Source organism: Kribbella sp. NPDC005582 (assembly GCF_040605415.1).
GTDB lineage: Bacteria > Actinomycetota > Actinomycetes > Propionibacteriales > Kribbellaceae > Kribbella.
In genome coordinates this window covers 714657-736727 of record NZ_JBEXCU010000002.1, presented here as the reverse complement: position 1 = coordinate 736727, position 22071 = coordinate 714657, and the positions used below count along the sequence as shown (strand labels likewise).

Below are 22071 nucleotides of genomic sequence, written 5' to 3'. Positions count from 1 at the left end.
GCCATCTCTGTAGGAGTGCTACATGATCGATCTCGGCCGCCTGCGTGCCCTGTACGCCGTCGCGCAGTACGGATCGGTCAATCGGGCGGCCGAGGCGCTCGGCTACACGCCCTCCGCGGTCTCGCAGCAGTTGGCCAAGCTCGAGCGCGAAACGCGAACCACCCTGGTGGAGCGGCAAGGTCGTGGGATCGCCCTCACCGACGCGGCCTTGCAGCTCGCGGCGACCGCGGAACGCGTGCTTGCGCTGGTCGAGGAAGCCGAACTGACGCTGGAAGAGCAGCGTGGCGAGGCGATCGGGACGCTGCGGATCGCGGCGTTTCCGACCGCCGCTCGCGGCTTGTTGCCGACGGCGCTGAGCCGGCTGATCGTGGATCACCCGGCGCTCGACGTACGGGTGAGCGAGATCGATCCGTTCGAAGCCGTTGCCTCGGTCAACCGTGGTGATGCGCAGCTCGCAGTGGTGCACGACTGGCACAACACCCCGCTGGCGCTGCCCGAGGGACTGTCCCGGGTCAAGCTCGGTTCCGATCCGGCCGACGTACTGGTGCCGGCGTCGCATCGCCTGGCAGGTAAGGAGTTCGTCCGCGCCGAGGACCTGGTCGGCGAGCGCTGGATCTGCCAGGTTCCGGGATCGATCTGCCACGAGTGGCTGATGCGGACGATGCGCCGGGCCGGCGTCGAACCCGACGTCGCCTATTCAGTGGCTGAGTACCAGACCCAGCTGGCAATGCTTGCCCGCGGCATCGGCATCGGGCTGCTTCCCAGGCTGGGCAGGGGTCCGGTGCCCGACGGCGTCGTCGCCGTACCGTTGCAGCCCGCGCCGAGCCGGCGGATCTATGCCGTCTGGCGGAACGTCACATCGCGCCGTCCCGCCTTGGTGGTCACGCTCTCAGCGCTCAAACAAGCCTGGCCGGAGCGCACTACCGCGTGATCAATGGCGATCACTTTGTGCGACTTGTTGACAACACACAGCGCCGATATTAGGTTCCTCTGAAACTATAAGGAAACTTTCCTATTAGTTGCAGGACACCAACGCTTCCCAGCCCTCCCCCGCCCAATGTTCCAGGAGGCAGTCGATGATTCGCTCCCTGACCGCCGGCGCTCTGCTCGCCGCGGCCGCTCTGCTCCCCAACCTGCCGGCGACCGCCGTACCGGTGGACTCCGCGCCCGCCGCGGTGACCGCCGACACCCCGGTCTCGCGCAACGGCCAGCTGCACGTCTGCGGCCTGAAGCTCTGCAACCAGAACAACCAGCCGGTCCAGCTCCGCGGCATGAGCACGCACGGCATTCAGTGGTACTCGAGCTGTATCAAGACCGCCTCGCTCGACGCGCTGGCCTACGACTGGAAGGCCGACATCCTCCGCATCTCGATGTACGTCGCGGCCAAGGAGGACGGCTACGAGACCAACCCGCGCAAGTTCACCGACATGGTGCACGGCTACATCGAGGAGGCCACCAAGCGCGGCATGTACGCACTGGTCGACTGGCACCAGCTCGACCCGGGCGACCCGAACATCTACACCGAGAAGGCCAAGACGTTCTTCGCCGAGATCGCCAGCCGGCACAAGGACAAGAACAACATCATCTACGACATCGCCAACGAGCCGAACGGCGTCGACTGGCCGTCGATCAAGTCGTACGCCGAGAAGGTCATCCCGACCATCCGCGCCAACGACCCCGACAGCGTGATCTTCGTCGGCACCAAGGGCTGGTCGTCGCTCGGAGTCTCCGAGGAAAGCGACGAGTCCGACGTGGTGAACAACAAGATCAACGCCACGAACCTGATGTACACGTTCCACTTCTACGCGGCCTCCCACCACCAGGAGTACTTCGACGCCCTGTCCCGCGCGTCGACGAAGATCCCGCTGTTCATCACCGAGTTCGGCACCCAGAACTACGAGGGTGAGGGCGCCAACGACTTCACCTGGTCGAAGAAGTACCTGGACTTCCTGAAGAGCAAGCAGATCGGGTGGACCAACTGGAACTTCTCCGACGACTGGCGCAGCGGCGCCGTCTTCAAGTCCGGCACCTGCGCGGGCAGCAGCTTCACCGGCACGGCGAACCTGAAGCCGGCCGGCGTCTGGATCCGCGACCGCATCATCAACCGCAGCCTCTGACCGATCAGCTGAAGACCTGCTCGCGTGGGCTTTGTCCCGGGCCCACGCGAGCCTCCGCCGGCCGCACCGCCCCGCGGCCGGCGGAGACCTTCGGGGCATCGTCGACGAGCATCCGGAGCTTCGCCTCGGTCTCCTCGTCGGCGGCGGTGTAGACGTTCGCGCGGAACTGTCCGCCCTGGGTCAGCCACAGGATCGCCGGATCCACCCGCATGAGCCCGACCTCGGGATGATCGATCATCTTGACCCGCGTACTCGGCGAGGCGACGTCGTACCGCTCCCACATCGCCGCGAACTCCGGGGACCGGGCCAGCAGGCCCTGGGTCAGCTCCTGCCAGGACGGTTCGCTCAAGTGGCTGGCCAGCGCGGCGCGGTAGGAGGCGACCATGTGGCGCCTGATCGACTCGCCGTCCAGGAAGGTGCAGTTCCACTTGTCGGAGACGAAGTTGAGCCAGAGGATGTTGCGCTCCTCGACCGCGATCTGGTTCAGGTCCAGCACCACCTGGCAGTAGGCCTGGTTGAAGGCGAGGATGTCGTAGCGCTCGTTCATCACGATCGCCGGGTACGGCGTGACCGCATCGAGCATCTTCTGGATCGCCGGAGTCAGCAGCGTGCAGTCCCCCGGCGTCGGGCCGATCTGCAGCCCGGCCAGGGTGTAGAGGTGATTCCTCTCCAGCCGGTCCAGACGGAGCGTGCGGGCAATCCCCTCCAGGACCTGCGCCGACACGTTGATGTCGCGGCCCTGCTCGAGCCAGGTGTACCAGGTCACGCCGACTCCGGCGAGCAGCGCGACCTCCTCGCGGCGCAACCCCGGCGTACGGCGGCGGAGTCCCGGAGCGAAGCCGACTTCTCCGGGCTGGATCCGCTCCCGGCGGGTGCGCAGGAACAGCCCGAGCTCTCGGCGACGTGCGTCCTGGCTCTCTGTCATGTTCTCATGGTGCACCGGCGCGCAAGCTGGTGCCAGGTGCTGTGAATACCAGGATAACCAGGCTCTCACCACCAGGATCCGGAGCCGCGCAACCTGGTACTCATGACAGACCAGCTCACCGCCACCCGGCCGCCGGCCACTTCGCTGGCACCGGTTGCGCTCACCGCACTGCTCTTCGGCTCATTGTTGCCGATGCTCTCGTTCTTCATGGTCAACGTCTCGCTCCCCGCGATCGGCGCCGATCTGCACGCCAGCGCCGGTTCCCTGCAGCTCGTGGTCGGTGCGTACGGCATCGCGGCCGCGACTCTGCTCGTCGTCGGTGGCCGGCTCGGTGACGGCCTCGGCCGCCGCCGGCTGCTGCTCGTCGGGCTGACCGGGTTTCTGATCGCCTCCGCGATCTGTGCGATCGCACCGTCGGTTGTTGTGCTGCTGATCGCCCGGGTCGTGCAGGGCGCCGCTGCCGCAGCCGTCACGCCGCAGGTACTCGCGTCGATCACCAGTCTGCTGACGGGCGAGCACCGCGCTCGCGGGATGGCGCTGTTCGGTGTCGCGAACGGCATCTCCGCTGCACTCGGTCAGATCCTCGGTGGGGTGCTGACTGATGCCAACCCGTTCGGGCTCGGCTGGCGGTCGGTGTTCGTTGTCCTGGCGCTTGGTGCGCTCATCGCACTGATTGCGGTTGCTGCGACTGTGCCTGACACCAAGGCCGCAGTGGCACAGCGGGTGGACCTCGTTGGCGCGGCACTGCTCGCTTTGAGTCTGGTGCTGCTGCTTCTGCCGCTCACCGAGGGTCGCGCGCTCCACTGGCCGCTCTGGACGTGGATCAGCCTGATTGCCGTCGTACCGGCTGTTGGTCTGCTCGCACTGCACCAGCACCGGACCGAGCAGGCGGGGCACGCACCGCTGATTCCGCCGTCGGTTCTGGAGCACCGCGCGATGCGGATCGGTCTGCTGATGGCAGTCGGCTTCTTCACCAGCTTCGGCGGCTTCATGTTCGTGTTCGCGCTGGCTACCCAGGCAGGTGCCCACATGTCTGCCCTGGAAGGCGGTCTGAGCCTGCTGCCGCTGGCCATCGGCTTCCTGATCACCTGCATCTGGGGCCCTGCCCTCCAACGCCGGTACGGCGTCGCCATGATCGTCTGGGGCTGGATCATCGAAGGCGCCGGCTACGCCCTCCTCGCCGTAGCAGCCCTCGCCCTCTGGCCCGACATCACCGTCCTCCGCCTGGCACTCCCGATGGCCGTGATCGGCTTCGGCGGCGGACTCGTCATGGTCCCCATGATCGGCGTAGTAGTCAGCCAGGTCCCACCAGCCCAAGCCGGCCTCGGCAGCGGCATCCTCCTCACCAGTCAGCAAACCTGCCTCGCCCTAGGCGCCGCCACCGTAGGCACTGCGTTCTTGGCCCTCACCTCCACCTCCTGGGGCTTCGGCGGCGCACTAGCCGCCATCGCCTTCGCCCTGGCCGCCATCGCCATCCTGATGGCCCCCATCACCAACCAACTCCGCCGGACCCACGCCTGACGTCGGCGTACAGAAGGACTGGTACAGGGCATCGCCGTGAGCACCCTGAGCGTGGAAGCAAGCCCACCAACGCGTTCAAGGCAGCGCATCACCAGTCCTTCTGTACGCAGGTGAGCGCCTACCAGTGCGCTGGCCGAGTGACGGCTGCTGGGAGTTTGGTTCGGGTGTCGCCTTGGGCGGCGTTGAGTTGGGGCTGGGTGAGGAAGAGGGCGCCGGTCAGGTCGGCGCCGCGGAGGTTGGTGTCTCGGAGGTCGGCGCCGATGAGGTCCGCGCCGCGGAGGTTGGCGTTGGTCAGGTCGGCGGCGATCAGGTAGGCGCCGCGGAGATTGGCGTTCGACAGGTCGGCGGCGCGGAGGCGTTTGCCGATCAGGTCGGCGCCTCGGCGTTCCTTGGACTTGGGTTGGTTGCCTCGGACAAGCTTGCTGGTCCGCAGGAGCAGCTCGTTGACGGGGGCTCGCTCGGCCGGTACGTCGACCGTCGTGAGATCGGTCGTACGGCTGACCTCCTCGACGCGAGTAAGCGCCGTACGGAGGTCTGCGTGGAGGGCCGCTGCGGCCTTGTAGGTCAGGGCTTCGGTGAGGTACCAGCGGAGTTCGTGGAGCTGGCGGAGGATCGGCAGGGCGGCGAACATCTCGGCACCCGGCTGCTCCCGCCAGCTCCGGCCGGCGCGACGGGAGATCTCCTGGCCGGCGCCGAAGCAGTCGTAGACCGTGCAGCCCTGGAAACCCTTGGGCCGCAGCTGCGTGTGAATGCCACAGCGAAAGTCGTCGTCGAGATTCCGGCAGGCCTCGCCGGCCGGTTTGTCGATCGCGAAGTCGGCCGACCGGCTGAACGTCAGTGCGACACAGCAGAGGCCGAAGCAACTACCGCAGTCGGCGCGGAGCTCAGTTCTGGTCGGCAACTGTCTGGCCGGTCCGGCGCCAGCGGATGCCGGCCTCGACGAAGTCGTCGATCTCGCCGTCGAAGACGCCGGAGGTGTTCCCGGACTCGAACTGCGTCCGCAGGTCCTTCACCATCTGGTACGGGTGCAGGACGTAGGAACGCATCTGGTCGCCCCACGAACCCTGCACGTCGCCGCGCAGCGAATCGAGGTGGGCGCGCTCCTCGGCCTTCTTCAGCGCGAGCAACTTCGCCTTCAGGATGACCATCGCCGAGGCCTTGTTCTGCAGCTGCGACTTCTCGTTCTGGCAGGAGACCACGGTGCCGGTCGGGATGTGCGTGAGCCGAACCGCGGAGTCGGTCGTGTTGACGCTCTGACCACCCGGGCCGGACGACCGGTACACGTCGACCCGGATCTCTTCGTCCGGTACGTCGATCTCGTCGGTCTGCTCGAGCACCGGAACCACCTCGACCGCCGCGAACGACGTCTGCCGCCGGCCCTGGTTGTCGAACGGCGAGATCCGGACCAGCCGGTGCGTCCCGGACTCCACGCTCAGCGTCCCGTACGCGTACGGCGCCTTGACCGCGAAGGTGGTCGACTTGAGCCCGGCCTCTTCGGCGTACGACGTGTCGTAGACCTCGGTGCCGTAGCCGTGCCGCTCGGCCCAGCGCAGGTACATCCGCTGCAGCATCTCGGCGAAGTCCGCGGCATCGACGCCACCGGCGCCGGAACGGATCGTGACCAGGGCGTCGCGCTCGTCGTACTCACCCGAGAGCAGCGTGCGGACCTCGAGGGACTGGATCAGCTTCGCGACCGCGGCGAGTTCCTTCTCCGCCTCCGCGACGACGTCGGGGTCGTTCTCCTCGCGGGCGAGCTCGATCAGGACACCGACGTCCTCGACCCGGGACCGCAGCCCCGTGACGCGATCGACGTCGGCCTCCAGCCTGGACAGCCGTGACGTCACCTTCTGCGCGTTCGCCTGGTCGTCCCACAGATCGGGCGCGGCGACAGCCTCGCCGAGTTCGGCGATCTCCGCGCGCATCGCGGGGAGATCGAGCACCTTCTCGATCGAGGTCAGCGTCGCGTCGAGCTGCTTGAGCTCGGCGTCAAAATCCAGTCCAGCCACAACAATGCAGCCTACCCGCTAACCCGGTGGGGCCGTTAAACCGTTTCGAAGGATGCCGAACACCTCGGCCACGACCTGTTCCAGCTGCTCCTGAGCGGCGACCAGCTCGCCGGGCGAGGCATCGTCCGGCAGCATCCGCATCAGCTCCTCCTCGAGCAGGTTCTGAGCGGCGGCGTACTGGGCGGCGAGCAGGCGGTTGCGCACCCGCTCATCCGATCGCTCGTCGAGCGCCGCGGCCACCGTCCGGATCATCTCGTCGATCTGCATCCGCCGGCGTGCCAGCAAGGCCGGGCTGGCCTCGATCGTGGCGACGAACTGCTTCCAGGTCGCCAGGTGTCCCACCGCGACCCGCTCCCGGATCGACGCCAGGTAATGCGCTTCGAGCGCGTCCAGCGGATCACCGGACGACTCCCGTACCGCGCGCGCCGGGCCAAGCCACCAGCCCTCCTCGTCGAAGAACAGATCCTCCTTCGCCGGAAAGTGGTTGAAGACCGTCTGCACGGCGACGTCCGCGGCCCGCGCGACCTCGGCCACGGTCACCGCGTCGAACCCGCGCTCGAGGAACAGCCGGGTCGCGATCTCCGAGATCGCGGCCTTCGTCTGCTGCTTCTTGCGCTCCCGCCGGCCGAGCTCCATTGGACAACCGTAGAGCATCTTGGTTTACTGATCCCAATCTTGTAGTCGCTACATGTTTGGAGTTGAACCAATGACCATCCTCGTCACCGGCGGCCGCGGCGCGATCGCCCGCGCCGTCAGCACCGGCTTGTCCGCCGCCGGCCAAGACGTCCGGATCGCCAGCCGCGAGCCGGGCGCGCTCGGACCCGACACCGTCGCGTACGACGCGGCCGACCCGGCCCCCGCCCTCGAAGGCGTCAGCCAGGTCTTCCTGTACGCCGACCCGCATTCCGCACCGGCTTTCGTGGCGGCTGCCGACGCCGCTGGGGTGAAGCAGGTCGTCCTGCTCTCCTCGCTGTCCGCGGCCGGCGGACCGGAGGATCCGCACGCCAAGACCGAGCAGGTGATCGCATCCGGCGGTTACGCGACCACTCGGATGCAGCCAGGCGCCTTCATGAGCAATGCGAAGTACTGGGCCTATCAGGCCCGCGCGACCGGTCAGATCCGCCTGCCGTACCTCGATGCCGAGGAGGCGCCGATCCACGAGCAGGACATCGCGGACGCCGTACTGCGGGTGCTGCTCGACGGACCGGGCAACGGCCACGACGGTCGTGCGTACCCGCTCACCGGTCCCGAGTCGATGACTCGCCGGCGTCAGATCGCGCTCGTCACCGAGACCACCGGCGTACCGATCGAGGCCGTCGACCTCACCCCCGACCAGGCCCGCGCCGAGATGCAGATGCGCGACGAGGGCCAGCGCGAAACGCTCCTTGCCTACTGGGCGTCCCGCGTCGGCACACCGGCCTCGATCGAGCCCGGTGTCGAGCTGCTGACCGGACACACCGCCCGCAGCTTCACCACCTGGCTGGCCGACCACCCCGGCCTGTTCGGCTAACGCCCCTGCAGTGACTTGACGTTGTCGCCGAAGGTCCAGTTCTTCGAACCGTCCCAGTTGATGGACCAGGTCATCAGGCCTTTGAGCTGGCCGTTGAAGCTGTTCCATGACTGGGCGACGAGGGACGGCGACATGTAGCCGCCACCGGCGCCGCTCTGGGCCGGCAGTCCGGGGACCTGCTTGTCGTACGGGACCCGGATGGTGACGCCCTGGATGACCAGGCCGTTGTTCAGGCAGGTGGTCTGGGCGACGAAGCCCTGCACGGTTCCGGCGGAGTACGAGTCGCCGGAACAGCCGTACATGCTGCCGTTGTAGTACTGCATGTTCAGCCACCACAGCCGCCCGTTGTCGGCGTACTTCTTGATGATCGGGAGGTACGAACCCCAGATCGAGCCGTAGGTGACACTGCCACCGGTCACGTACGCCGTCTCCGGCGCCATCGTCAGCCCGAAGTTCGACGGCATCTGCGCGAGCACACCGTCGATGATCCGGATCAGGTTCGCCTGTGAGGTCGACAGCTGATTGATGTTGCCGCTCCCGGTCAGCCCGGTCTCGATGTCGATGTCGATCCCGTCGAAGTTGTACTGCTTCAGGATCGGTACGACGGTCGCCACGAACCGGTCGGCGACCGTCGACGAGCTCAGGTCGATGCCGGCGGTGGCACCGCCGATCGAGAGCAGGATCGTCTGACCGGCCGCCTTCGCCGCGCACATCTCGGCGGGAGTCGCGACCTTCACGGTCGCGTCCATCCCGTCCTCCCACTTCACGGTGCCGTCCGAGAGGATCACCGGGAACGCCGCGTTGATCACGTTGTAGCCGTGCTGACCGATCCGCGAGTCGGTGATCGGCGTCCAGCCGAAGGGCGGATGGACGCCGTTCGACGAGCCGTCCCAGTTCTCCCAGTAGCCGTGCAGGACCTTGCCGGCCGGTCGCGACTTCACCGCGCAGGTGGCATTGCCGGGCGGAGTCGTCGGCGGTGTCGTTGGCGGCGTGGTCGGCGGATCGGTCGGCGGGGTGCTGTCGCAGGCGCCGAGGTCGAGCCATAGCGAGGGGGCCGCGACCGGGTTCCAGCCGGAGCCGGGCGGCGCGGTGTGCGCGGACCGGGCTTGGTAGGTCCGGCTCTGGTAGCTCACCTTTGCGCCCGCGGGGTACGCGACACCCTCGGCCCAGGCGGGCGCCGTACAGGCTGCTTGGACGGACGATCCACCGGCCTGGGCGACCAGACCGGCCGATCCGAACAGGAGCCCGGCTGCGATGGCACCCGCGGCGACAACGCCGACCCGTCGTTTCATGACGACTCCCTTATGTAGCGACCTTTCGTTTACCGTAGGGCGCTGCTTCCCTGGACCGCCACGACATGTCGGAAACCCGCCACGAGAACTCGTCGCGGATTGCCGGATCGCGTCATGTCAAAAACCGGGAAGCTGATCCGACGCAGGGGTGACGACAGATTTCGGTCCACCCCGAGAGGAACCACCATGACCACCTCCATCACGCGGCCCAGCGGGCGTCGGGAGCGGACCCGCAGCCCTCGGCTCGCCCTCGCGCTGCTGGCCCTGCCCTCGCTGCTGATCGCGATCGACATCAGCGTGCTCGGAGTGGCGTTGCCCCGGATGTCCGCCGACCTGCGCCCGTCGCCGACCGAACTGCTGTGGATGAACGACATCTACGGCTTCATGGTCGGCGGCACGATGATCACGATGGGCGCCATCGGCGACCGGATCGGGCGGCGCCGGCTGATCATCATCTGTGCGACGGTGTTCGCGATCGCCTCGGCCGTCGCGGCGTTCTCGACCGCGCCCTGGATGATCATCGTGACGCGAGCGGTGATGGGGCTCGCCGGTGCGGCGATCATGCCGGCCTCGATGGCGCTGCTGGGCCAGATCTTCCCGGACCCGAAGGCTCGGGTCTCCGCGATGGGCGCCTACATGACCTGCTTCCTCGGCGGCATGGCCGTGGCTCCGCTGATCGGCGGCGTGATGCTGCAGTACTGGTGGTGGGGCTCGGTGTTCCTGCTCGGCGTACCGGTGATGGTGCTGACGCTGGTGGCCGCACCCCGCCTGCTGCCGGAGTCCCAGCCCCAGCCGGAGACCCGGCTTGATCTCCGCAGTGCCGCGTTGTGCCTGGTGTCGATCCTCAGCCTCGTCGCAGCGCTCAAGTGGGCGGTGAACGGGACCGAACTGTGGAAGGTCATCGGGCTCGGCGTGATCGGACTCGCGCTCGGCATTGTCTTCGTCCGGCGGCAGCACACGCTCGAGCACCCGTTGGTCGACCTGTCGCTGCTGCGTCGGCCCGGCGTGGCGCGGGCAATGTGGGTTCTGTTCCTGACCGCGCTCCTGATGGGCGGTACGTCGATCTTCGCCGGCTTCTACCTGCAGTCGGCCCTCGGACTGGAACCGCTGACCGCGGCCCTGTGCCTGATCCCGTCGACGGTCGCGATGATCGCCGCCTCGAACCTGGGCCCGTGGCTCGGCCATCGGATGGCGCCGAAGCGAGTCGTGATCGGCGGTCTCGCGCTGATGTTCGTCGGCTTCGTCCCGTTCGCGCTGCTCCCGCTCGGCCAGTCCGGCATCGTCTGGGCGATCATCGGCGCCGTTCTGACGACAGCCGGGATCGGGGCCGCGTTCCCGTTCCTGATGAACGACATCATCTCGCACGCACCGCAGGAGCGGGCCGGTTCGGCGGCCTCGCTGGCCCAGACGGCCAACGAGATCGGGATCGCCACGGGCCTGGTGATTCTGGGCAGCCTGGCCACGGTCGTCTACCGGGCGCAGATGCCCGCGGGACATGCGAACGGCAGCTGGGTGGACGGCTTCGAGCAGGCCAGCGGTGAACTGCTCGACCAGGTCAAGAGCGCCTTCGTCAGCGGCTACCACGCTGCCGGCATCGCCGCCGTCGCGACGATGGCGATCGTCCTGGTGCTCTACGTGGTCCCCGGCCGCCGCACCCGCTGATCAACGAATCGGTACGACGGCCGACGCCTCGGTCGCGATGTCGGTCGACCCCGGAAACCCGGGTGGCTGGAACGGCAGGTCGACGGACGAGGTCAGTTGCACGGTGACCGTCGTACCGGTGACGTCGGCGGACCAGTCGAGACCGTCGAAACGGTTGCTAGCGGCAACCTGATCGAGGTACTCGGCGGTCAGCCGGCGGGCCTGGTCCGGATCGAGTTCGGCGTTGCCGTCGGCGGCGGGCTGGGCGTAGATCGCGGCCAGCCCGTTCGCGGCGGCCAGTACGGCGCCGTCGGCGGTGGCATCCAGATCGCGCCGGACCAGGAAGACCTTGGAGATGTCGGTGACCACGACGATCATCAGCAGGATCACGAACGTGAAGCCGATGATCAGGACCGTCAGCTGCCCCTCTTCGGTACGGCGCCGGCGGCTCATCCGTCGCCCTTCGCCTCGCGGTAGTCGCCGTACGGCTCGGTGTGCGACGAGCTGATCCGGATCGCGGGCGGTTCGCCGCCGAGCGCCTCGGGGATCAGCGGCAACCGGACACTCGTATCGAGGGTGACCGTGACGGTCGAACCGGGTTGCAGGCAAGCGGGATTGCAGGTGATCGTGAGCTGATCCGAGGACAGCTCCATGCCCTGATCCTTCATCGCCAGCCGGGCCGCTTCGAACGCGCGGGCGCGGGCCTCGTCCTCCGACAGTCCGTCCGGCACGATGATGAACGCGCGCCCGGCCGCCCGGGTTGCCGCGGTCGCGCCGTACGAGGCTCGCTGGACGTCGAAGACGCCGAGCATCACGTAGATCAGCGGAACCATCAGCAGGATGGCCAGCCACGAGAACTCGACCACCGCGCTACCGCGCTCGTCGCGCTTCACTCGCCGGTCTCCTTGACCGCATGCCCGGCCACGCTGAAGTCGACCGCTGGACCCCACAGTCCTAGCGACGGCATGTGCGCACGGACTACGACCTCGACACCTGGCTGCCCGTCGATCTCGGTCGCACTCGCCTCGACGGAGTCGACCAGGCGGTCGTTCACGACACCGCCGATCAGCTCGCGCGTCCGCGCCTGACCGTCGGCCGGGGTGCGATTCAGCACGGCCGCGTAGTGCGCGCCTTCGGACGCGGCGGCGGTCACGGTGTTGCGGACGTAGAGATAGAGACCGACCTGGAGGATGCCGAGGAACAACGGCACCACCAGCATCGAGACCAGCACGAAGTCCACGACCGCGGATCCGCGGTCGCTCCTTCGTCTGGATCGTGGGGTCACTTGTTGGAGACGGAGTCCAGTGCGTTCTTCAGCATGTTGGCCAGTTGGTCACCGGCCAACTGCCAGATCGCCACCACCAGCCCGGCGGTCATCACAGTGATGAGCACCCAGCCCGGAACGTCACCGCGTTCCTTGCGCGCAGGCCGCGGCGTCAGCAACGCCACGTACAGTCTCGTCGTCAATCGGGACATGACCTCTCCTCGTTTCATCCGGCAATCAACCGGATTCCGACAGCGCCTGGGAAGAAGGCGAACGCGATGGTGACCGGTAGCACCAGGAAAATCACCGGGACCATCATGGCGACCTCACGACGGGCGCCGGACTCGATCAACTCACGACGCCCTGCCTCACGAATGTCACCAGCCTGAGCTCGCAGGACATCAGCCAGTGGCGTACCGCGCTCGAGCGCGACGGCCAGACCGTCTGCGAAGCGGGACAGCGCCATCAGACCGGTCCGATCGGCCAGCGCATCCAGCGCGCGGACCAGCGTGTCGCCCGCCCGGGTCTCGGCCAGCACCTGTTTGAGCTCGTCCGCCAGATCACCGCGGCAGGACCGCGCAACACGGTCGAGCGCGGCAGCCGGACCCTCCCCTGCCGCCACCGACAACGCCAGCAACTCGGCCACGGTGGGCAACTCGGCGAGCAACCTGCGCTCCCGACTCCGTACTTGGCTGGTGAGATAGGTGTCGCGGGCAAGCACTCCGAGAACACCCAGCAAGGCGCAGAAGACCAGCATCCCCAGCGGGCTTCCAACTCCGAACGCCACCGCGATCAACGACGCGACGAGCCCGACGCCGAAGGCCGCCGTACCCCAGAGCAACTGCTCGATCCGGAACTCCTCGACCGTGCGCTCCAGGCCGGCCCGGGCCAGCCGGCGGCGGATCGAGCTCGCACCACCGAGCACGCGCTCCAATCGTCGAGCACCTGATCGCAAGGACGGCCCGAACAACCGCAGGATCGCGTAGAACGGTGAGTTCGACGCGACGACACCGAGGAAGACCTCGGACCCGTCGATATCCCGCAGGTACGGCGCGATCCGGTCATCGGGCGACGGTCGGCGCAGGAACGGCAACCGCCGTACGACGATCAGCAGGCCGGCGCCGAACACCGCGCCGAGCACGCCTCCGAGCACGATCGGGGTCATCGCAGCACCCGCTCCGGCTCGGGCAACCGGCCGATCCGCAACATCAATCGATAGGCCAGCACACAGATCACGGCGCCGGCGCCGATGACGATCGCACCCACCGGTGAGTTGTAGCGCTGGATCACGTCGCCCTGGAACGACAGCATCGCCAGCACGAGCCACGGCGCCGCGACCGCGACCCGCGCACCGTTGACCGACCAGGACTGCCGGGACTCAAGCTCGGATCTCGTCCGTGCATCGTCACGCAGGAACGTCGACAGGGATCGCAGCAGCCGACCGAGATCACCACCGCCGACCTCGCGCGCGATCCGCAGCGCCTCGACCACGCGGTCACCGACCGGATCCGCGAGCCGGGCCTTCAACCGGTCCAGCGATTCTGCGAAGCGACCGGTCGAGGCATAGTCGGCGCCGAACCGCCGGAACGGCTCCCGCAACGGCAGCGGTCCGCGCTCACCCACCTGCGCCAACGCCTCCGACAGCGACAACCCAGCGCGCACAGCGGAAGCAATGTTGTCGACCACATCCGGCCAGAGCTCGCGGAACTCGGCCAGTCGCCGCCGGGCGCGACTCCGCACCAACGCGACCGGCGCACCACCAGCCATCAACCCGAACACCACACCGACGGGCCACGCACCGGACACCGCGAACATCACCACGAGGCCGATCAAACCGGTGATCAGGCAGGCACCGATGAACGCGGCTGGGGTCACGCCCTCGACTCCGGCGCTGGCCAGCAGGTCGCGGCTGCGCGTCACCAAGCGACCGTCCTGCGCGGCACGGGCCTCGGCCGGGGCCACGAACGTCGCGATGATCAGCAGCAGACCGATCCCGAAGAACAGTCCAAGGAGAAGCCCCATCAGCCGGCACCCACCGGCAACTCGGTGAGCAGACCGGACACGTTGTACCCCGCCTGCTGGAATCGCTCGGGGTGCGGCAGATGTCCTTCGGCTCGCCGCAATCGCCCGTCCACGGTGCCGAACAGAGTCTCGGTCTCGATCGCCTGATCCTCGATCCGCCCGCTGACGGCCAAGATCTCCCGCACCCGGCGACGCCCGTCGGCAGCGATCCCGAGATGGACGACGAGGTCGACACAACCGGCCACAGTCGGCAGCACGAACCGGGAGCCGATGTTCTCGCCGGCGAGCAAAGGCAGCGTGCACATCTTGGTCAGTGCCTCACGCGCCGAGTTCGCGTGGATTGTGCACATGCCGGGAAGTCCTGAGTTCAAGGCCAGCAACAGATCCAGGCACTCCTCGCCACGCACCTCGCCCACGATGACTCGGGACGGCCGCATCCGCAGCGACTCCTTGACCAGGTCGCGCAGCCGAACCTCACCGGTCCCCTCCAGACCGGCCTGCCTCGTCTGCATCGAGACCCAGTCCGGGATCGGCAGCTTGATCTCGAAGACCTCTTCGCAACTGATCACCCGTTCGCTGCCGGGGATCGAGCCGGCCAGTGCGTTCAGCATCGTGGTCTTGCCGGCCTGGGTGCCGCCGGAGACCAGGATGTTCAGACCGCAGGCCACGGATGCGTCCAGTACCGCGGCCGCGTGCGGCGTCAGCGAGCCCAGCTGGACGAGATCGTTCAGCCGGGTCGCGCGGACGGTGAACTTCCTGATGTTGATCGCTGCGAAGCGCTGCGTGATGCCGCCGAGCACGATGTGCACGCGACTACCGTCGGGCAGGCGAGCATCGGTGAAAGGTTGCGAGACGTCAACGCGGCGGCCGGTGGTTTTCAGCATCCGCTCGACCAGATCGCTGACCTCTTCTTCGGTCAGCACAGTCGTGGTCAGCTCGTGCCGGCCCTCGCGGGCGATGAACACCCGGCTCGGCTCGTTGATCCAGATCTCCTCGACGGCCGGATCATCCAGGTACCGCTGCAACGGACCGAACCCGGCCACCCGATCGTGGACCTCGCGGCTGACCGCCTCGATATCGCCGATCGGCGGGACCACGCCGGTCAGGCTGCGTTCGTCGTACTCGCGGACGACGGTGGCGACGATCGCGTTCACCGCGGCCGGATCGCGGAGTGGGTCGATGCCCTCGCGCCGGACGACATCGCGGACCTGGGCGTCGATCAGCTCGACCGCACCGTCCCAGCCAGACCGGCGCGCGGCAAGTCTGTCGGCTGTCATCGCTCTCCCCGTTGCGTCCCGTCCGGCGACCCCGCGGTCACCATGCGCGACCATCCTTTCAACCCGGGGGCACCCTGCGCCACTCGCTCACGGCGGCCTGTGGATAACCGTGCCACGCCAAAGGCTCACTGAGCGTATCCACGCCGCAGCTAGGGGTCTACAAAGTTGCACGTTGTTGCAAGTTTTAGCGGTGGATCAGCGTGTGCTCGAAGGAGTAGCGGCTGGCGCGGTAGAGGTGCGAGCCGAACTCGACCGGCTGACCGTGGTCGTCGTACGTGATCCGAGTCGTGGCCAGCAGCGGGTATCCGGGCTCTTCGCCGAGCAGTCGCGCCTGCTCCGGAGACGCCGGTACGGCGGAGATCGTCTGGTGCGCGACCTTCAGCCGTACGCCTTCGGCCCGGAGCAGTTGGTAGAGACCGCGCTCGGCCAGCGTGGTGGGGTCGGTCTCCAAGAGGTCGGGCGGCAGCCAGTTGCGCATCAGAGCGAGCGGCTCGCCGTCCGCCCGGCGCAGGCGCTCCAGACGCAGCACTCGGTCCCCCACCTCGCACTGCAGGGCAGCTGCGACGTCCGCGGTCGCAGGCGCGATTCCCAGCCGCAGTACGTCGGTCTCCGGCTTGCGGTGGGCCGCGGCCAGGTCGTCGTACAGGCTGGTGAGCTCGAGTGAACGGCGCACCTGGCCGGAGTTTCCGACCACCTGCGTGCCGACACCGCGCTTGCGCACCAGCAGGCCCTGGTCGACCAGCCGGGCGATCGCCTGTCGCACGGTGGGCCGGCTCAGCCCGTACGCCTCCGCGAGGTCCACCTCGTTGCTCAGCCGGGAACCGACCGGGAGGTCGCCACCCTGAATCGCCGCCTCGAGCTGCTGTGCCAGCTGCACATGCAACGGCGTCCGACTGCTCCGATCAACTTGGACCTGCACGGTGCTCATGGGCACATCCTGAAGCCTCCACCCTGATCAGTCGACCCACCACGGTGATTTGATCAGATCCTTTCCGATTACCCAACGTTCAACTACCGCGACGCACAGCAGCGTGAACGCTGAGTGAACGTGCCCGGATCCGGGTCCGGATGGCGGTCCAGGGCTGTCCGCGAGCGCTCGGGTAGGTGAGGATGTCGCCTTCTGGACCATCCACCGGCCCACTCGGGGGCTGTGCTGGCTACAGGCAGGAGAAGTATGGAACCGCTGCGTATCGGGATCCTCGGTGCTGCCCGGATCGCGGGCCGCGCGATCGCCGAACCGGCCCGGCTGACCGGCGCCCGGCTGGTCGCCGTGGCGGCCCGGGACCGGGATCGCGCCGAAGCGTTCGCGGCGGAACACGGCGTCGAGCGCGTGCACGCGTCGTACGAGGAAGTGATCGCCGACGACGAGGTCGAGGCGATCTACAACCCGCTCGCGAACGCGTTGCACGGCCCCTGGAACCTCAAGGCGATTGCCGCCGGCAAACACGTGCTGACGGAGAAGCCTTCGGCCAGCAACGCGATCGAGGCAGCGCTGGTGCGCGACGCTGCCGCGGAGCGCGGTGTGAGTGTCATGGAAGGCTTTCACTATCTCTTCCACCCGGTGACCCGGCGTCTGCACGAACTGCTCGCCAAGGGTGAGCTGGGCGAGCTGCAGCACGTGGAAACCACCATGGTGATGCCTCCGCCTCCGGACGACGACCCGCGGTGGTCTCTGTCGCTGTCAGGTGGCGCTCTGATGGACGTCGGCTGTTACGCCATGCACGCGCAGCGCTCTCTGGCTTTGTGGGCTGGCGGTGCGCCGCAGCTGATCAGCGCTCGCGCTGGTGAGCGCAAGCGAGCGCCTGGGGTGGACGAGTGGCTCAACGCCGACCTGGCGTTCCCGAACGGTGCCACCGGCGCGGTGCGGACCAGCATGGGCGCGGAGACGCTCGATTTCAGCTGCAAGATCGTCGGTACTCGCGGTGAGGCCTTCGCGCCGAGCTTCGTCCTACCGCACAACGACGACCGGGTCATCGTCACCACCAAAGAGGACCACTGGGTCGAGCACCTCGGCCGCAAGTCGTCGTACGCGTATCAGCTTGAGGCGTTCGCTGCGCACCTCCGCACCGGTGCGCCGCTCCCGACCGATGCGGACGACGCAGTGGCCACCATGCAGCTCATCGACGAGGCCTACGTGGCAGCCGGCCTCGCACCGCGTCCGTCGCTCTAGTTGCAGGCTGCGCGGGCGAAGGCCTCGATCAGTGCATGTGGTCGAGTGCCGTCGCCCGCCAGTTCCGGCTGGAACAGCGTGGCGAGGAAAAACGGATGCTCGGGCAGCTCCGCGATCCGCGGATCACCCGCGTCGTCGTACGCGCTGAACACCATGCCCTGCTCGCGCAGTACATCCAGGCGACTGCTGTCGAGTCCATAAGCACAGTGATAGCGCTCCATCGACTTCTCAACTCCCAGTACGGCGGCCGCCCGCGTACCTGGCGTCAGATGGATCACGCCCTCGTGGCCGACCAGTGAGCAGGCCAGCTCGACGATCAACTGGTCTTCCGCCTCGGGGTGATTCTCACCGTGCTGTACGGCGGTCTGACCGCAGACGTTGCGCGCGAACTCCAGCATGGCGTGCTGGAAACCGCCACACGTGCCGAGGAACGCGATCCCGTTCTCGCGAGCGATCCGGACCGCGGTGATCGCGCCGGCCTCGTCGCGGTACGGACTCCCCGGCAGCAGCCAGATGCCGTCGAACCCCTTGAGCGACTCGTCGACCTCCTCGGTCGGTACCCAGTACACGTCGAGATCGAGATTGTCGCGTTCGCGAAGCCGGTCCAGCAGTCCGGGCACGCGTTGGTGCGAACGGACATGTGGTGAGCGGTCGCCGACCAGAGCGATACGTGCCGAGTAAGCGTTCATGGATCCATCCTGGGGCCGATCGGCGTATCAGCGCCAACGATGATCTCTGCATCGAGTATCAGCGATACTTATCTCGTGGATCCGCACCTGCTGCGCACCTTCGTCACTGTCGCCGAGCACGGCTCGTTCTCGGTCGCGGCTGCCGAGCTCGGCTACACGCAGTCCGCGGTGTCGCAGCACATCGCGACCCTCGAGGCCGACCTCGGTACGCCGCTGCTGAACCGCCGGCCCGTCACTCCAACACCCGCCGGCGACCGCCTGCTCGAACACGCCGGCGCCATCCTGCTGCGGCTCGCCGCCGCCCGCGCCGACGTCGACCGCGCGGTCGGCGATCCGCCCGGCACGTTGACGATCGCGGCATCCCCGCTGGCAGCCGCCGGTGGCCGGCTCGCAACCGCCCTGACCGCCGTACGGCGCTCGCAGCCGGGAACCGTGGTCACGCTGACCGTCTGCGGTCGCGCCGAAGTCGCGCACGGCGTCGCGGTCGGCGAGTACCACCTCGGCCTCATCGACGGCGTGGCTGCGCCGACCGATCCGCTCCTGCTCGTCGACACCGGAACGCTGCGCACCAGCGCCGTCGCGCACGACACGCTGGTCGTTGCCCTAGCCAACGATCATCCGCTCGCCAGTCGTCGGCAGATCGCCCTACGGGACCTCGTCGATGCCCGCTGGATCGACGCACCGGACGTCGCCGCGCCCCTCGCCGCGCTCCGTGCCGCCACCGACTCCGAAGGCTTCCGCCCAGCCCTCACCTACACCGGCACCGACGTTGCCACGCTGCTAGACCTGATCGCAGCCGGCCACGGCCTCGCAGTCCTCCCAGCCGCACTCTCCCCAGCCACCGCCGTCCTCCCGGCCGCACTCCCCCTAGCCACCGCCGCCCTCCCAGCCGCACTCTCAGCAGCCACCGCCGTGCCCCTCAGCACCCCACGCCTCCAGCACCGCATCGACCTACTCCACGGCCACCTCCCCGGCACCGCCGCCGACGCCCTCGCCGCCACGCTCGCAGGCTGATGTCGGCCCGGTCGACGTCCCCCGACCGGCATCGGCCGCGGGACGTCGTACCGCAGCCGGTCAGTCGCCGGTCGGGAAGCCGAGGTTGATGCCACCGTGGCTGGGGTCGAGCCAACGGGAGGTGACGACCTTGGTGCGGGTGAAGAAGTGGACGCCGTCCATGCCGTGCGCGTGGGTGTCGCCGAAGAGCGAGTTCTTCCAGCCACCGAACGAGTAGTACGCCATCGGGACCGGGATCGGCACGTTGATGCCGACCATGCCGACCTCGACCTCGTTCTGGAAGCGACGGGCGGCGCCGCCGTCGTTGGTGAAGATCGCCGTCCCGTTGCCGTAGGGGTTGGAGTTCACCAGGTCCAGCGCCGCGTCGTACGACGGCAGCCGGAGGACCGACAGCACCGGCCCGAAGATCTCGTCGGTGTAGATCGACATCTCCGGCGTCACCTTGTCGAACAGCGTCGGGCCGAGCCAGAACCCGTCGGCTCCCCCGTCGAACTCACCGTCGCGCCCGTCGACGACGAGCTCCGCGCCCTCCTCGACACCGGCCGCCACATATCCGGAGACCTTGTCGCGGTGCGGTCCGGTGACCAGCGGGCCCATGTCGCACGACCGCGTCCCGTCGCCGGTCTTGAGCTTCGCCATCCGCTCGGTGATCTTCGCGATCAGCTCGTCGGCGATCGGCTCGATCGCGACCAGCGCGGAGATCGCCATACAGCGCTCACCGGCCGACCCGAAGCCGGCGTTCACCGCGGCGTCCGCGGCGAGATCCAGATCCGCGTCCGGCAGCACGATCATGTGGTTCTTGGCGCCGCCGAGCGCCTGCACGCGCTTGCCGTTCTTCGTGCCGTTCTCGTAGACGTACTTCGCGATCGGTGTCGAACCGACGAACGACACCGACTTGATGTCAGGGTGCTCGAGCAGCCGGTCGACGGCCTCCTTGTCGCCGTGCAGCACGTTCACCACGCCGTCCGGCAGGCCGGCCTGTGTCCACAGCTCGGCCATCGCGTTCGCCGCGGAGGGGTCCTTCTCGGACGGCTTGATCACCACGCTGTTGCCACAGGCCACCGCGATCGGGACGAACCACATCGGCACCATCGCCGGGAAGTTGAACGGCGAGATGACGGCGCTGACACCCAGCGGCTGCCGGATCGAGTAGACGTCGACCTTGGTCGACACGCCTTCGCTGAAGCCGCCCTTGAGCAGATGCGGGATACCGCAGGCGAACTCGATCACCTCCAGACCGCGGGTGACCTCGCCGAGCGCGTCCGACAGCACCTTGCCGTGCTCGGCCGTGATCAGCGCGGCGATCTCTTCTTTGTGCTGGTTGACCAGCTCGCGGTAGGCGAACAGCACCTGGGTGCGCTTGGTCAGCGAGGTCTGCGCCCACGCCTTCGACGCGTCGTGCGCGACCTTGACGACCTCGTCGACAGTGGCGGCCGAGGCCAGGTCGAGCTCCCCGGTGACCTCGCCGGTGGCCGGGTTGTAGACCTTGCTGGTCCGCTCGGCGACGCCGGTCCACGAGCTTCCGCCGACCAGATGGGTGATGCGCTTGATCTCAGTACTCACAACGATTCCTTTCAGCTGCAGCTTCAGATTCGGCGTCAGCCGAGGACTGCCTGGCGGTCGGCAAGGTCGACAGTGACGGGCTGTCCGGTGCTCAGGGAGGCGATCCCCGCTTCGCAGACGGCGGCGGCCGCGTAGCCGTCCCAGGCGCTCGGGCCGTCGATCTCACCGCGACCCACCGCCTCGACCCACTGCTGGACCTCGATGTCGTACGCACGGTCGAAGCGGACCCGGAAGTCTTCCGGCATCGCACCGCCCCAGTGTCCGGCGGCACGGGTGAAGACGCCCGCGCCGAGCCCGATGGTCGCGCTTCCGCGCTCCGCGACCGCTTCACAGCGCACCTCGTAGCCGACCTGGAAGTTCACGAAGACCTCGACATCGGCCATCGCTCCGTTCGCCATCTCGAAGACCGCGAACTGCGGGTCGAGGACGTCGTCGGGCACGAGACCGGTCGGCTTCGGCGCGTGCACGGTGATCTTGCTGATCTCGGAGTCGAACAGCCAGCGCGCGACGTCGACCTCGTGCACCATCGAGTCCCGCACGATCAGCTCGCTGCGGAACCCCGGACCGTTCGCCTTGTTCCGATGCACGTTGTGGAGCAGCAACAGCCGACCGAGCTCGCCCGAGTCGAGCAGTCGCTTGAGCTCGGCGTACTCGGGGTCGAAGCGACGCATGAAGCCGACCTGGATCAGCTGCCGGCCGAGCTTGTGCTCCGCCTCGACGACCTGCAGCGACGAGGCAGCATCCATGGTCAGCGGCTTCTCGCAGAGCACGGGTTTGCCGTGCTCGAGGCAAGCGAACAACTGCTCCGCGTGCGCGAACCCGGGTGACGCGAGGATCACCGCATCCACCTCGCGCGCGCCGATCAACTCCAGCGGATCGGCAATCATCCGCACCGCGCCCGGCGCGACCGAGAGTCGGTCCGCGAGTTCCTCGGCGCGAGCCACATCCGGGTCCGACACCGCGACCAGGCGCGCGCCCGACGTCCGCCGTACGATCCGCTCGGCGTGGTCGGCACCCATCGCACCCACCCCGACGATGCCGATCCGCAGCTCACTCATCG

The 22071-nt window shown here is 68.0% G+C and carries 23 protein-coding genes; 7 read left to right on the top strand and 16 right to left on the bottom strand.

From position 1 onward, the window contains the following. The first annotated feature begins 22 nt into the window (after positions 1-22). Positions 23-931, top strand: coding sequence for a LysR family transcriptional regulator (locus ABZS29_RS15045; protein WP_355462130.1), 909 nt, complete (start codon positions 23-25; stop codon positions 929-931). Between the two features lie 145 nt (positions 932-1076). Next, positions 1077-2117: a glycoside hydrolase family 5 protein gene (locus ABZS29_RS15040; protein ID WP_355462128.1), complete on the top strand. Its 1041-nt coding sequence runs from the start codon at positions 1077-1079 to the stop codon at positions 2115-2117. A 4-nt stretch (positions 2118-2121) separates the two neighbouring features. Here ABZS29_RS15040 and ABZS29_RS15035 read toward each other — a convergent pair whose 3' ends face one another. Then, the gene (locus ABZS29_RS15035; protein ID WP_355462126.1) at positions 2122-3042 is read right to left on the bottom strand and encodes a helix-turn-helix transcriptional regulator; all 921 of its coding nucleotides are present in this window, start codon (positions 3040-3042) and stop codon (positions 2122-2124) included. Positions 3043-3144: 102 nt separating this feature from the next. On the opposite strand from ABZS29_RS15035, the gene ABZS29_RS15030 reads away from it, so the two are divergent. Then, complete coding sequence (locus ABZS29_RS15030) at positions 3145-4563, top strand: MFS transporter (protein WP_355462124.1); 1419 nt, start codon at positions 3145-3147, stop codon at positions 4561-4563. A gap of 118 nt (positions 4564-4681) precedes the next feature. On the opposite strand, the gene ABZS29_RS15025 is transcribed toward ABZS29_RS15030, so the two are convergent. The 3 genes from ABZS29_RS15025 to ABZS29_RS15015 are packed head-to-tail and all read right to left on the bottom strand — an operon-like array spanning position 4682 to position 7205. Beyond that, positions 4682-5464, bottom strand: a complete 783-nt coding sequence (locus ABZS29_RS15025; protein ID WP_355462122.1) for a pentapeptide repeat-containing protein — start codon at positions 5462-5464, stop codon at positions 4682-4684. Beyond that, entirely contained in the window at positions 5448-6569 is a 1122-nt protein-coding gene (prfB, locus tag ABZS29_RS15020) for a peptide chain release factor 2 (protein ID WP_355462120.1), read from the bottom strand. The genes ABZS29_RS15025 and prfB overlap by 17 nt, the downstream gene beginning before the upstream one ends. Positions 6570-6587: 18 nt before the next feature. Next, positions 6588-7205, bottom strand: a complete 618-nt coding sequence (locus ABZS29_RS15015; RefSeq protein WP_355462118.1) for a helix-turn-helix domain-containing protein — start codon at positions 7203-7205, stop codon at positions 6588-6590. 70 nt (positions 7206-7275) lie between these two features. Here ABZS29_RS15015 and ABZS29_RS15010 point away from each other — a divergent pair, with 70 nt between their 5' ends. Beyond that, on the top strand, positions 7276-8079 hold the full coding sequence (locus ABZS29_RS15010) for a hypothetical protein (RefSeq protein ID WP_355462116.1): 804 nt from the start codon (positions 7276-7278) through the stop codon (positions 8077-8079). Here the strand turns inward: ABZS29_RS15010 and ABZS29_RS15005 are convergent. Further along, positions 8076-9371: a glycosyl hydrolase family 18 protein gene (locus ABZS29_RS15005; protein WP_355462114.1), complete on the bottom strand. Its 1296-nt coding sequence runs from the start codon at positions 9369-9371 to the stop codon at positions 8076-8078. The genes ABZS29_RS15010 and ABZS29_RS15005 overlap by 4 nt on opposite strands. Before the next feature lie 186 nt (positions 9372-9557). Between ABZS29_RS15005 and ABZS29_RS15000 the strand changes: the two genes are divergently transcribed. Further along, entirely contained in the window at positions 9558-11033 is a 1476-nt protein-coding gene (locus tag ABZS29_RS15000; protein ID WP_355462112.1) for an MFS transporter, read from the top strand. Here ABZS29_RS15000 and ABZS29_RS14995 read toward each other — a convergent pair whose 3' ends face one another. The 8 genes from ABZS29_RS14995 to ABZS29_RS14960 all read right to left on the bottom strand — a co-directional run bounded on the left by ABZS29_RS14995 (position 11034) and on the right by ABZS29_RS14960 (position 16503). Continuing rightward, the gene (locus ABZS29_RS14995; RefSeq protein ID WP_355462110.1) at positions 11034-11465 is read right to left on the bottom strand and encodes a Tad domain-containing protein; all 432 of its coding nucleotides are present in this window, start codon (positions 11463-11465) and stop codon (positions 11034-11036) included. It abuts the gene before it with no gap. Further along, complete coding sequence (locus ABZS29_RS14990; protein WP_355462108.1) at positions 11462-11905, bottom strand: hypothetical protein; 444 nt, start codon at positions 11903-11905, stop codon at positions 11462-11464. The genes ABZS29_RS14995 and ABZS29_RS14990 overlap by 4 nt, the downstream gene beginning before the upstream one ends. Further along, entirely contained in the window at positions 11902-12252 is a 351-nt protein-coding gene (locus tag ABZS29_RS14985; RefSeq protein ID WP_355462106.1) for a TadE family protein, read from the bottom strand. Before ABZS29_RS14985 ends, ABZS29_RS14990 begins: the two co-directional genes overlap by 4 nt. Positions 12253-12293: 41 nt before the next feature. Beyond that, a complete protein-coding gene (locus ABZS29_RS14980) occupies positions 12294-12488 on the bottom strand; it encodes a hypothetical protein (protein ID WP_355462104.1) in 195 nt (64 codons plus the stop codon). A gap of 14 nt (positions 12489-12502) precedes the next feature. Further along, positions 12503-13441 (bottom strand): type II secretion system F family protein, encoded by a 939-nt coding sequence (locus ABZS29_RS14975; protein ID WP_355462102.1) that lies wholly within the window; start codon positions 13439-13441, stop codon positions 12503-12505. Next, the gene (locus ABZS29_RS14970; protein ID WP_355462100.1) at positions 13438-14298 is read right to left on the bottom strand and encodes a type II secretion system F family protein; all 861 of its coding nucleotides are present in this window, start codon (positions 14296-14298) and stop codon (positions 13438-13440) included. The genes ABZS29_RS14975 and ABZS29_RS14970 overlap by 4 nt, the downstream gene beginning before the upstream one ends. Further along, positions 14298-15575, bottom strand: a complete 1278-nt coding sequence (locus ABZS29_RS14965) for an ATPase, T2SS/T4P/T4SS family (protein ID WP_355462098.1) — start codon at positions 15573-15575, stop codon at positions 14298-14300. The genes ABZS29_RS14970 and ABZS29_RS14965 overlap by 1 nt, the downstream gene beginning before the upstream one ends. A gap of 184 nt (positions 15576-15759) precedes the next feature. Beyond that, positions 15760-16503 carry a GntR family transcriptional regulator gene (locus ABZS29_RS14960; RefSeq protein WP_355462096.1) on the bottom strand — a complete coding sequence of 248 codons (744 nt, stop codon included), beginning with the start codon at positions 16501-16503 and terminating at the stop codon, positions 15760-15762. 246 nt (positions 16504-16749) lie between these two features. On the opposite strand from ABZS29_RS14960, the gene ABZS29_RS14955 reads away from it, so the two are divergent. Next, a complete protein-coding gene (locus ABZS29_RS14955; RefSeq protein WP_355462094.1) occupies positions 16750-17745 on the top strand; it encodes a Gfo/Idh/MocA family oxidoreductase in 996 nt (331 codons plus the stop codon). Here ABZS29_RS14955 and ABZS29_RS14950 read toward each other — a convergent pair. Then, on the bottom strand, positions 17742-18434 hold the full coding sequence (locus ABZS29_RS14950; RefSeq protein ID WP_355462092.1) for a hypothetical protein: 693 nt from the start codon (positions 18432-18434) through the stop codon (positions 17742-17744). The two genes, ABZS29_RS14955 and ABZS29_RS14950, sit on opposite strands and share 4 nt — an antisense overlap. 75 nt (positions 18435-18509) lie before the next feature. On the opposite strand from ABZS29_RS14950, the gene ABZS29_RS14945 reads away from it, so the two are divergent. After that, the gene (locus ABZS29_RS14945; RefSeq protein WP_355462090.1) at positions 18510-19448 is read left to right on the top strand and encodes a LysR family transcriptional regulator; all 939 of its coding nucleotides are present in this window, start codon (positions 18510-18512) and stop codon (positions 19446-19448) included. A gap of 60 nt (positions 19449-19508) precedes the next feature. Here ABZS29_RS14945 and ABZS29_RS14940 read toward each other — a convergent pair whose 3' ends face one another. Both ABZS29_RS14940 and ABZS29_RS14935 read right to left on the bottom strand, forming a co-directional pair. Further along, the gene (locus ABZS29_RS14940; RefSeq protein WP_355462088.1) at positions 19509-21011 is read right to left on the bottom strand and encodes a CoA-acylating methylmalonate-semialdehyde dehydrogenase; all 1503 of its coding nucleotides are present in this window, start codon (positions 21009-21011) and stop codon (positions 19509-19511) included. Between the two features lie 35 nt (positions 21012-21046). Further along, a complete protein-coding gene (locus tag ABZS29_RS14935) occupies positions 21047-22069 on the bottom strand; it encodes a Gfo/Idh/MocA family oxidoreductase (RefSeq protein WP_355462086.1) in 1023 nt (340 codons plus the stop codon). Positions 22070-22071: the final 2 nt, after the last annotated feature.

What these genes read in the sequence shown, in the direction of transcription:
- ABZS29_RS15045 (WP_355462130.1), top strand. Translation starts at nt 23, where the DNA reads ATGATCGATCTCGGCCGCCTGCGTGCCCTGTACGCCGTCGCGCAGTAC.
- ABZS29_RS15040 (WP_355462128.1), top strand. Translation starts at nt 1,077, where the DNA reads ATGATTCGCTCCCTGACCGCCGGCGCTCTGCTCGCCGCGGCCGCTCTG.
- ABZS29_RS15035 (WP_355462126.1), bottom strand. Translation starts at nt 3,042, where the DNA reads ATGACAGAGAGCCAGGACGCACGTCGCCGAGAGCTCGGGCTGTTCCTG.
- ABZS29_RS15030 (WP_355462124.1), top strand. Translation starts at nt 3,145, where the DNA reads ATGACAGACCAGCTCACCGCCACCCGGCCGCCGGCCACTTCGCTGGCA.
- ABZS29_RS15015 (WP_355462118.1), bottom strand. Translation starts at nt 7,205, where the DNA reads ATGGAGCTCGGCCGGCGGGAGCGCAAGAAGCAGCAGACGAAGGCCGCG.
- ABZS29_RS15010 (WP_355462116.1), top strand. Translation starts at nt 7,276, where the DNA reads ATGACCATCCTCGTCACCGGCGGCCGCGGCGCGATCGCCCGCGCCGTC.
- ABZS29_RS15005 (WP_355462114.1), bottom strand. Translation starts at nt 9,371, where the DNA reads ATGAAACGACGGGTCGGCGTTGTCGCCGCGGGTGCCATCGCAGCCGGG.
- ABZS29_RS15000 (WP_355462112.1), top strand. Translation starts at nt 9,558, where the DNA reads ATGACCACCTCCATCACGCGGCCCAGCGGGCGTCGGGAGCGGACCCGC.
- ABZS29_RS14995 (WP_355462110.1), bottom strand. Translation starts at nt 11,465, where the DNA reads ATGAGCCGCCGGCGCCGTACCGAAGAGGGGCAGCTGACGGTCCTGATC.
- ABZS29_RS14980 (WP_355462104.1), bottom strand. Translation starts at nt 12,488, where the DNA reads ATGTCCCGATTGACGACGAGACTGTACGTGGCGTTGCTGACGCCGCGG.
- ABZS29_RS14975 (WP_355462102.1), bottom strand. Translation starts at nt 13,441, where the DNA reads ATGACCCCGATCGTGCTCGGAGGCGTGCTCGGCGCGGTGTTCGGCGCC.
- ABZS29_RS14970 (WP_355462100.1), bottom strand. Translation starts at nt 14,298, where the DNA reads ATGGGGCTTCTCCTTGGACTGTTCTTCGGGATCGGTCTGCTGCTGATC.
- ABZS29_RS14965 (WP_355462098.1), bottom strand. Translation starts at nt 15,575, where the DNA reads ATGACAGCCGACAGACTTGCCGCGCGCCGGTCTGGCTGGGACGGTGCG.
- ABZS29_RS14960 (WP_355462096.1), bottom strand. Translation starts at nt 16,503, where the DNA reads ATGAGCACCGTGCAGGTCCAAGTTGATCGGAGCAGTCGGACGCCGTTG.
- ABZS29_RS14955 (WP_355462094.1), top strand. Translation starts at nt 16,750, where the DNA reads ATGGAACCGCTGCGTATCGGGATCCTCGGTGCTGCCCGGATCGCGGGC.
- ABZS29_RS14950 (WP_355462092.1), bottom strand. Translation starts at nt 18,434, where the DNA reads ATGAACGCTTACTCGGCACGTATCGCTCTGGTCGGCGACCGCTCACCA.
- ABZS29_RS14935 (WP_355462086.1), bottom strand. Translation starts at nt 22,069, where the DNA reads ATGAGTGAGCTGCGGATCGGCATCGTCGGGGTGGGTGCGATGGGTGCC.